This is a genomic window from Halomonas sp. (assembly GCF_052095765.1).
Taxonomy (GTDB): Bacteria; Pseudomonadota; Gammaproteobacteria; order Pseudomonadales; family Halomonadaceae; genus Halomonas.
In genome coordinates, this window is record NZ_JBQDJZ010000008.1 from 6,058 (window position 1) to 15,438 (window position 9,381).

The 9,381-nt window shown below is 53.3% G+C and carries 7 protein-coding genes; 1 reads left to right on the forward strand and 6 read right to left on the reverse strand.

Annotated elements, in window-relative coordinates:
• From ACTH3D_RS02165 to ACTH3D_RS02185, 5 genes are all read right to left on the reverse strand, one after another.
• Positions 1–267 (reverse strand): FAD-dependent oxidoreductase (locus ACTH3D_RS02165; RefSeq protein WP_441664780.1); only part of this gene is annotated, 267 nt, incomplete at its 3' end.
• A gap of 48 nt (positions 268–315) precedes the next feature.
• A complete protein-coding gene (gene glyA, locus ACTH3D_RS02170) occupies positions 316–1,611 on the reverse strand; it encodes a serine hydroxymethyltransferase (protein ID WP_441664782.1) in 1,296 nt (431 codons plus the stop codon).
• 142 nt (positions 1,612–1,753) lie between these two features.
• Entirely contained in the window at positions 1,754–3,259 is a 1,506-nt protein-coding gene (nhaC, locus tag ACTH3D_RS02175) for a Na+/H+ antiporter NhaC (protein ID WP_441664784.1), read from the reverse strand.
• A gap of 297 nt (positions 3,260–3,556) precedes the next feature.
• A complete protein-coding gene (locus ACTH3D_RS02180) occupies positions 3,557–4,624 on the reverse strand; it encodes a GlxA family transcriptional regulator (RefSeq protein WP_441664786.1) in 1,068 nt (355 codons plus the stop codon).
• Between the two features lie 405 nt (positions 4,625–5,029).
• Positions 5,030–6,484 carry a sodium:solute symporter family protein gene (locus ACTH3D_RS02185; protein WP_441664788.1) on the reverse strand — a complete coding sequence of 485 codons (1,455 nt, stop codon included), beginning with the start codon at positions 6,482–6,484 and terminating at the stop codon, positions 5,030–5,032.
• A 337-nt stretch (positions 6,485–6,821) separates the two neighbouring features.
• On the opposite strand from ACTH3D_RS02185, the gene ACTH3D_RS02190 reads away from it, so the two are divergent.
• Positions 6,822–7,697, forward strand: a complete 876-nt coding sequence (locus tag ACTH3D_RS02190) for a LysR family transcriptional regulator (RefSeq protein WP_441664790.1) — start codon at positions 6,822–6,824, stop codon at positions 7,695–7,697.
• 122 nt (positions 7,698–7,819) lie between these two features.
• On the opposite strand, the gene ACTH3D_RS02195 is transcribed toward ACTH3D_RS02190, so the two are convergent.
• Positions 7,820–9,381 (reverse strand): BCCT family transporter (locus ACTH3D_RS02195; RefSeq protein ID WP_441664792.1); only part of this gene is annotated, 1,562 nt, incomplete at its 5' end.

Below are 9,381 nucleotides of genomic sequence, written 5' to 3' on the forward strand. Positions count from 1 at the left end.
CGCCTCGTCCCACAGATAGTTGGAACGCACAATAGTGGTGTTACGCGCGGTATTTCCGCCGCCCAACCAGCCCTTCTCGAGCACCGCGACGTTCTTGATGCCATGGTTCTTAGCCAGATAATAGGCAGTAGCCAGTCCATGGCCGCCGCCACCAACCACGATCACATCGTACTGTTTCTTAGGCGTGGGATTTCGCCACTGACGCTGCCAGTTCTCGTGGTGGCTCAGCGCGTGCTTGACTAGCCCGAAACCTGAATATCGTTGCATGACGCTCTCCTTCAAAGACTCCCGCCGACATGGCGACGGGAAAAGGGTTCAGGCGACGGGCGTCGCGGCTTCGGAAGTCTCTGGGCCATAAACCGGATGGCGGCCACAGACCTCAGCAACCTTGTCACGTACTTCGGCTTCGATGGCGCTGGTATCACCACCGGAGGCGAGCGCGTCGACGATATCGCAGATCCAGCCAGCCAATGCAGTGCAGTCGTCCTGATCAAAGCCGCGCGAAGTGACTGCCGGCGTACCGATACGCAGCCCAGAGGTAACAAATGGGCTCTGCGGGTCGTTGGGCACGGCATTCTTATTGACAGTGATATGTGCCCGTTCAAGGGCCGCATCAGCATCCTTGCCAGTCACTCCCTGCTTAACCAGCGACACCAACAGCAGGTGGTTGTCAGTACCACGCGAGACAACATCAAGGCCGCGCTCGACAAACACCTTGCCCATGGCACGGGCGTTGTCGATCACTTCGGCCTGGTAACGCACGAAGTCCTGGCTCATGGCTTCTTTGAAAGACACCGCTTTGGCGGCGATGACATGCATCAGCGGGCCACCTTGCTGTCCCGGGAAGACCGCACCGTTAAGTCTTTTGTACAGCGCCTCATCACCAGTGGCCGAAAGAATCAGGCCACCGCGCGGACCGCGTAGCGTCTTGTGGGTGGTGGTAGTGACCACATGAGCGTGGGGCAGCGGGCTCGGATAATGACCAGCGGCCACTAAACCTGCCACGTGGGCCATATCGACCAGCAACCAGGCACCCACTTCATCGGCGATATCGCGGAAACGACGCCAGTCGACAACCCGGGAATACGCCGAGAAGCCGGCAATGATCATTTTCGGCTTATGACTGCGTGCCAGCCGCTCAACTTCTTCGTAATCGATCTCACCAGTCTCGGTATTCAGACCATACTGGACGGCGTGGTAGTTCTTGCCGGAAAAGTTCGGCGCGGCACCGTGCGTCAAGTGGCCGCCGTGGGCCAGGCTCATACCCAGTATGGTATCCCCCGGCGACACCATCGCCATGAAGGCAGCAGCATTAGCTTGGGCACCAGAGTGCGGCTGCACGTTGGCATAATCAGCACCGAACAGCGCGCAGGCCCGCTCGATGGCCAGGCTTTCCACGACATCGACGTGCTCACAGCCACCGTAGTAGCGCTTGCCCGGATAACCTTCAGCGTATTTGTTGGTGAGCTGGGTGCCCTGGGCCTCCATCACCGCCCGGCTGGCATAGTTCTCCGATGCAATCAGCTCGATGTGAGCTTCCTGACGCGCATTTTCGCCGGCAATGGCAGCGGCAATCTGGGGATCGTAGTCGCGAAGCTGAGTCGTATTCATTGTTTGCTCCTTAATTGTTTGCTGCCATTTAAATTAATGGCATTTTGATAATTGCCGTGCACAGCTCTGGTGTGGCTTCCCTACAAGTTATTGAGTGTGGCGGCCGGGTACCAATCAATAATCCAAATGCGGCTATTTGAAGCTAGTTGACGCGATAGACCCTTGAGCGCATCTCACTGTGAACCTGCTCTACATCCATGATCTCCTCACCCTGCTCGGCCCAACGGGCCTGCTCTTCCTCGCTAGCCCTGGGCGAGAACCAGCCCGTCCAGCCGTAGATAATGCCGATCAGAGGCGACAGCCAGCAGGCAAAAGCCAGAGGAATATACAAAAGGTTCTCCGTGTTACCGCTGTAGATGCCGAGCCCAAGAGAGGTCACTACTACGGCACCACCGGCATTCCAGGGGATCAGCGGCGATACCAGGGTGCCGCCCTCTTCCGTAGCCCGGGACAGATTGAGCATGGAATATTTCATGCCGCGGTAAACGGGGCCGAACATGCGTCCGGTCAGGGCGATTGAGAGGTAAGGATCACCAGCGACCACGTTAGTCGCGATAGAGCTGCTGATGGCAGAAGTCTGCAGTGCACCGAAGCTGCGAGTACGCTTGACCACTGACTCGATGATTGCGCGCATGCAGCCGGTACTTTCCAGTATGCCGCCAAAGGACAGCGCGATCAGCAGCAGGGTAATCACCCAGGTCATCGACTGAATTCCGCCGCTGTTCAATAGCCCATCGATCTCAGACACCCCTGTAGCGATTTCATAGCCGGAGAAAGCGTAGGTAAAGATCTCCTTGACTGAGGCACCCTGAAACAACACCGCGGTCAAGCCACCCAGCACCACGCCGGTGAACAGCACTGGCATAGCCGGCATCCGTGCAACCGCGAAACCGATGACCAGTACTACCGGGAGTACCGTCCACAGACTGAGCGTAAAGCTGTCCACCAGCCCTGTATTGATCGCGGCAATGCGCGCAAAGGATGCACCCTCATCGCCCACCATATTGAAGCCGACGACAGTATAGATCGCCAGAGCAATCAGCATGGCCGGCAGAGTCGTTGGCATCAGATTACGAATATGATCGAACAGGTTCACTCCGGTCACTGCAGGGGCCAGGTTGGTCGTGTCCGACAGCGGCGAAACCTTGTCGCCAAAGAAGGCACCGGACACCACAGCACCGGCGGTCCAGTAGGCAGGTATGCCGAAGCCCGCTCCAATACCCATCAGCGCCAGACCAACGGTACCTACAGTGCCCCAGGAGGTACCAAGAGATACCGAAACCACGGCACACAGCAGCGCCGCCGCTGCCAGGAATACCTGTGGACTCAGCACATCCAAGCCGTAATAGATCAGCGTCGGCACGGTGCCGCTGGAGATCCACACCCCGGTGATCATGCCCACCAAGATCAGGATACCCACCGCCGGCAGGCCCACGCTAACCACGTGCAGCATCCCCTCTTGCATGTCCTCCCAGATACACCCCATATAGCGCCCCACCACTGCGGTAATGGCAATGCCTATCACCAGGGGTACATGGGGCGTAAAGGTGTCGAAGATAAATAGCTGTGTACCCAACACCAGAAAGGTGAGCAAAATAGGCAGTAGCGCCAAGGCCAAGCTCGGCCGAGGCTTTTTCGCACTGGTCATGAGTCGTGCTCCGCAAGGTTGTTATTATGAAGCAAGCTCCAGCCATGACGGCTAGAACGCACTGCCTATTAATAGCCAACTGCAGAGCTAAAGAATTGAACGAATGCGCCACATTTCTAGATAAAACGGGTAGATGTAGGCTCCTGGCGTAACTTTGCGTTACTGGAGCTAGTGACCGATGGTACGGTGATTGAGACTCGCTGATCGCTTCTGATCACCATTTTTATTGGGATGATAGCCAATACACAGCCTTTTCAAGCTAAGTAAAATCGTTAATTAATAATACGTTTTTAATTGTCAATCGAGTGCCTTCCCCTCGATATGCAGGAAGAAAGGATCCGCCAGAGTGGCACCCTCTTCTGCAACTTGGCGGCGCATAGCGCTAGGCGTCATATTAAAAGCTTTACGAAAGTGGCGCGAAAAGTGCGCCGTATCAGCGAAGCCGCAGCGTTCACCTATCTCAGTAATAGTATGGCGAGAATAGTGCAACAGCCAGAGTCCATAGCGTAGACGTAGGTCACGAGCAAAATGTTGGGGCGTCACCCCTAGCGTTTGCTGGAATTTTCGCTCGAGGCTACGCCGCGAGATAGCGAGGCGCTCAGCCAGTTCATCGACACTGACAGGCTGACCCAAGTGTTGCTCCAGAATAGCAATGGCTCGGCGTACTTGGCGATCTGCCACCTTACTGAACACGACCGGCTGAGGCTGCGGAGCTTCAGCCTTGCGGACATCATCAATCAACATGATGTGCAGGCTTTTCATCGCCCAGGCTTTGCCCATATGCCGCTCGACCAAATAAGCAGCCAGATCAGCCGCAGCAGCTCCCCCAGCACAGCTCAACCGGTCACCCTCGTCCAGATAAAGCTGATCGGCTACCGGCCTGACATCTGGAAAGCGCCGGCGCAAATCCGCATGGTGATACCAGCTCACACAACAGCGGCGCCCTTCCATCAGCCCAGCTTCGATCAGCGAAAAAACACCCGTACACAGGCCGATCAGTGGAATGCCTTGTCGATCGGCATCGCACAGATAACGCAGAGTTTGCTGATCTAGCCTGGCGCCACCGTCTTGCACGCCGCCGATCACCACCAAATAATCGAACATCCTAGCGGGCTGAAACGGCTGACATGGTGTGATCGCCGCACCGCAGCTGGATAGCGCATCTTGCCCCTCTGCAGTCATGAATGCCCAATGGCAACGCAGCTGACGACTGCGGTCACCATCGTCCGCTGCCAGCCTCAGGCAGTCGACAAATGCGGCAAAAGGCAACAGCGTGAAGCGATGCAATAGCACGAAGCCCACCGACAGCATCAATTTTTGCTGCGGCTGTGTATTCGGCGGCGCTTCAATTGTGGTTTGTGTCATGTACGACTTCCTTTACAGATCTCATGCCCCTGGATCAATATCGCTCATTTGCAATAAAAATTCCCAACACAACCATCTGGCACAATGACCCACCGTGCATGTCTTATCTTTCCCAACTTTCTAGCTCAGCCACTTGGCGGTAAAGCCCTGCTCTAACTGGACGGTTCCCACTATCAATGACTGCAGAGGGACTCTCACTTTCAGGTCACCCCAAGGCAAGACCCTTAGAAAAGGCAAGACCCTTAGAAAAGGCAAGACCCTTAGAAACAGGGCCTTTAGATGCTAAGCGCCATACCTGGCATACAATAAAAACGCCGCCGAGTGAAGTCTCCTCGGCGGCGCCAGGTCTGCGTTGATCAACTGACTGTCTGCGTCGCATTGCCATGCAATGCTATCGTACAACCACTACAGCGACACTTTCTGAAACGCGACACGCTCAGTGAGCAGTGAAACGACCACGTAGCAGACAGAGGACACTGCACAGCCAGTTAATGGGCCGACCAGCCAACCCACATCAGAAAACAGCATCATGTAACCACTGGTGCAGAAGCCTGCCACCATGGCGACTAACGCACCCCAGGCAGAGCCCTGCCAGAAGGTGGATATGAATACTGGCCCGTTAAAGCTGGCCAACAACGTGCCGGTGCCCAGACTGCCCAACCAGGATAGCATGAACGGCGGCGCATAAAGCATCATCAGCAGTGCTACCACGCCAAGGGCGGCTACCGCGAAGCGGTTGATCCACAGCACCAAGCTCGCGCTTCTGAAGACATCACGAAACAGCGCCAAGCGCAGATCATGGGAGGTCGCTGAAGCCACAGTGTGCAGCAGCGAGTTGGCGGTCGACTTCATGGCAAACAGAATGAACAGCGTAATAAGACCTTCCAGCGCTGGAGGCATGAACTGCGACAGATAGACGGGCATGGCGTTGTCCGGATCTGCCAGATCGGGAATCTGAGCCTTCACATAGAGCCCCACAACGGGTACTAGGCTGAGCAGTGCACCAAAGATCGCTACGTAGATCGCCATTTTGTGCAACTTGACATCGGGCCTAAAGGCCAGAAAGCGCACCGCCATGAAGGGCAACACGGCAGCAAACAGAAAAGCATAGGGCAGCACCATGAAAACCATCCCCGGGCTATCACCATAGTGAGCCCCAGTGGTGGGGTTCAGCAGCTCAGGATCTATGGCATTTAGTGTATCCTGCCAGTCGTTCAGGTCGATGCTAGTCAATATCTGAACGATGATGATAACCGCAGCCAGACACATGCCAATGACCATTACCGTATCAGTCCAGGCCACCGCAGCCAGACCACCGAGCATGGTGTAGATGATAATGACCCCGACCATCAACAGAGCACTGTTGGTCAACTCAATATCCAGCCAGCTGGCTCCCAGCAGTGCTACCGCCTTGATCTGGCTGGTCAGGAAGACCAGCAGCAGTATGATGGTAATCAGAGCCGCCAGGCCCTGTACTGCCCGGCCCAGTGAGCCACCACCATGGATCTGAGCGATGTACTCCGGAATGGTGTTGCTGCCCATGTCCACAGCCTTGCGCTGCAGGAAACTGGCAAAATACAGCACCGCAATCATGATTGCTGGAGCAAAGAAGAAGTTTCCCAGTATTTCGATGGCACCGAACTGATAAGTGGCGCCGGGTGAGCCCACAAAACCCCAGCCACTGAAACCGGTAGCAACAAGTGTACCTGCACCGACAAAGGCTCCCAAGGAACGTCCGGCCAGCAGGAAGCCGCCTTCGTCTCCTTTCTCCATCATCTTTGATGACAGGTAGCCCAGATAAATCATCAGGCCAAAGGTAATGAAGAGCAGGCCCCAGTTGAATATTTGATAGCCATCCATCGTGCTTACCCCCTCTGTTTTTCTCGTTGTTCTTTTCGCTTACGCTTGAGTTCCCGACGCATATAGGCAGCGCCAGAGTGCACAAGCATGTAGACAGTCAGCACCAGGAAGGTGGACAGTACCCAGGAATCCATCTCTTCGTCCTCTTTGTTTTTGAATTGACACGGAAAGGATATGGTAGGTCGAATGGAGGGCAGGTGGCTCTGGCACATGGCTCCAATGTCACTATCGGGCAAGACACCCAAGCGCCCTTACTCACCAATGTATTTTATGCTGCTAGCTCCAGCCAATCAGATGCGCAAATGCAGACATCACCGTCATCAATGCGAGGCTATCCGTGAAAAACATCCCGACTGAGCTATTGAGAACCTTCGTTGCCATCAAAGACCTTGGTGGCTTCACCAGTGCAGGCGAACTTTTAGGACGCTCACAGCCGGCTATCAGTCTGCAGATAAAGCGACTGGAAGAAATACTTGATACCAAGGTTTTTTTGAGAGGCTCTAGCCTGACTCTAACCGCGGACGGGGAAAACGTTTATTCTTATGCAAAAAAAATACTAGCACTAAATGATTCTCTCATGAAAAAACTGAGAGGCGAGAACGTCACAGGGAAGGTACGCCTTGGTATTCCGAGCGACCTTGAGCTTGCTTTCTTGCCCAAAGCCTTAAAAAGCTTCTCCAAGATTTATCCCAACATATCTGTAGAAGTTGACTGTGAAATAAGCAGAACAATTCTTCAGAGATATCAACAAAACTTCTATGACATAATATTAATTATGGAGCCAGTCAATAAAGAAGAAAAGAGAGACAGCAGAGACTACCGAATCGAGCGGCTTAAATGGGTCATGACTCCTGACCATCTGATCTCCGAAGATGATGAAATTTCTTTGGTGAGTTACCCACAAGGATGTGTCTATCGAAACATAACTGAAAACCTTCTGACTACAAATAATATTACTTATAAAAACACTTATACCAGCACCAACCTGCTAGGGCTTATTTCAGCTGTCGAAGCAGGCCTTGGCCTAACGGTAATGGCACGATCCACAGTTCCCGGCAGATTAAGATCAGTATCAAAAATCCTATCTCTCCCTGAACTCGACCCGGTATGCATCGGCCTCTATTACAAAGAAAATGAAGTAAGCGCTGCCGCTCAAAGAGTTGTTGACTTTCTTCGCGCAGGCATCGCCAACCTGGAAAAAATAAAGCTATGAAATTTTGCATTGCGTCGACAACATCCATCTGACGAAACAAACCATCAGTTTTACAGACATTATCGACGCTCATGCAGTTGATACAGCGGATTAAAAGGTCTTATGGACTGCAACCAATACCTTTATTTAGAGCCTAAACCACTTGGCCCTAATACATCTGTCGTTGCATGAACTTCACCCTTGTCGTCAATACTCAATTTGACATTTGGATTCGGATCATTCACTGCTCTCTCCAGCTGTTTGGTCGCCCTGTCTCTTTTCAACAGTCGCCTTATCATATTCGCGATCATGAGCATAATGACGACAGAGAAGGGAAAGGCACCAATGATGGTTCCAGTCTGAACTGTATCAACAACAGCACTACCCCCTAGCGTCAGCAACATTGCGGCGACAGAAGCGATGCTAGCTACCAGAATCACTCTGAACCATGCGCTCGACTTTTTACGTGAAGACACGAAGTCCGACAAGGCATAGGTTCCGGCATCCAGGGATGTCACATAGTAGGTTGCCACCAGCACTGTCGACACCACCAGCAAGATACTCCCAACAATTGGTATCGACTCCAGCATCACGAAAAGTCCGCTAGAAACATTTTCACCCACCGCTGTCGAGATTCCACGGGATGTCTGATCATCATAATAAATTGCAGCGGATCCAATAACGCCAATCCACACCATAACGATCAGCGAAGGAATGACAGTCACACCGATCACAAACTCACGAATCGTTCGTCCTCGTGAAATACGAGCGATAAAGCCCGCCACGAATGGTGAGAATGCAATAACCCAGCACCAGATAAACACTGTCCACCAGCCATTCCAGCTATCCTGCCAGGATGCCAGCGGCTCGACGGTGCTTGGGGCATCTGTCCAGAAACTCATCGCGATAAAGTTCGCGAAGAAGGAGCCAAAGGTCTGAGTAAGATTAGAGATAATAAAAAGCGTGGGGCCAAATATAAAAACGGCAACGACCAGCAATATACTAAGAACTGAATTTGTTTCACTAATCATCCGCATGCCCTTGCTGATTCCGAAGAAGGCAGAAATAGCGGTGAGGACCCCTAGGGCAAGAATGACGATCAACCAGATAACGGGACTCGAAGTCAATCCGGTGAAAGAAGTTAGTCCCGACGTAAACTGCATCGCCGCAAAACCAAATGACGTGGACAGGCCAAGAATCGTAGCCATGATCGCCAGGAGCTCGGTCACCACGCCAGCACCGCCCTGCGCCCATCGAGGCAGGATGTCAACCGTTGCCTCTCGGAAAGTCAGTGTCTTCCCAAGATTATGATGCGAATAGGCCAGACAGACTGCTACCACACAATACATGGCCCAAGCAGTGAACCCCCAGTGGAAGTATGCCCAAACAATGCCGCCTTCAGCGACGTTGCCTTCCATCCCTTGAAAGACAGGACTTTCATCACGGAGCATGATGGGTTCGGCAACCGACCAGAAAATCAGTCCAATGCCTTGTCCGCAGGCAAACAGCATGGAATACCAAGCAAAGTTGCTATGCTCCGGTTTTGCCTGGGGCCCGCCTAATCGAACTCTACTACCAACCTTGCTGAACACTAGCCAGCCACATACCGTCACAGCAAAGAGCGAGTAAAGAATGAACATCCAGGTAAACCCACCGGTGACAAAGCTTCGCATGTCAAAAATGACACCAGCGACACCTTCGGGAT

Coding starts and splice junctions, on each gene's coding strand:
- nhaC (WP_441664784.1), bottom strand. CDS start 3,259: ATGACCAGTGCGAAAAAGCCTCGGCCGAGCTTGGCCTTGGCGCTACTG.
- ACTH3D_RS02180 (WP_441664786.1), bottom strand. CDS start 4,624: ATGACACAAACCACAATTGAAGCGCCGCCGAATACACAGCCGCAGCAA.
- glyA (WP_441664782.1), bottom strand. CDS start 1,611: ATGAATACGACTCAGCTTCGCGACTACGATCCCCAGATTGCCGCTGCC.
- ACTH3D_RS02185 (WP_441664788.1), bottom strand. CDS start 6,484: ATGGATGGCTATCAAATATTCAACTGGGGCCTGCTCTTCATTACCTTT.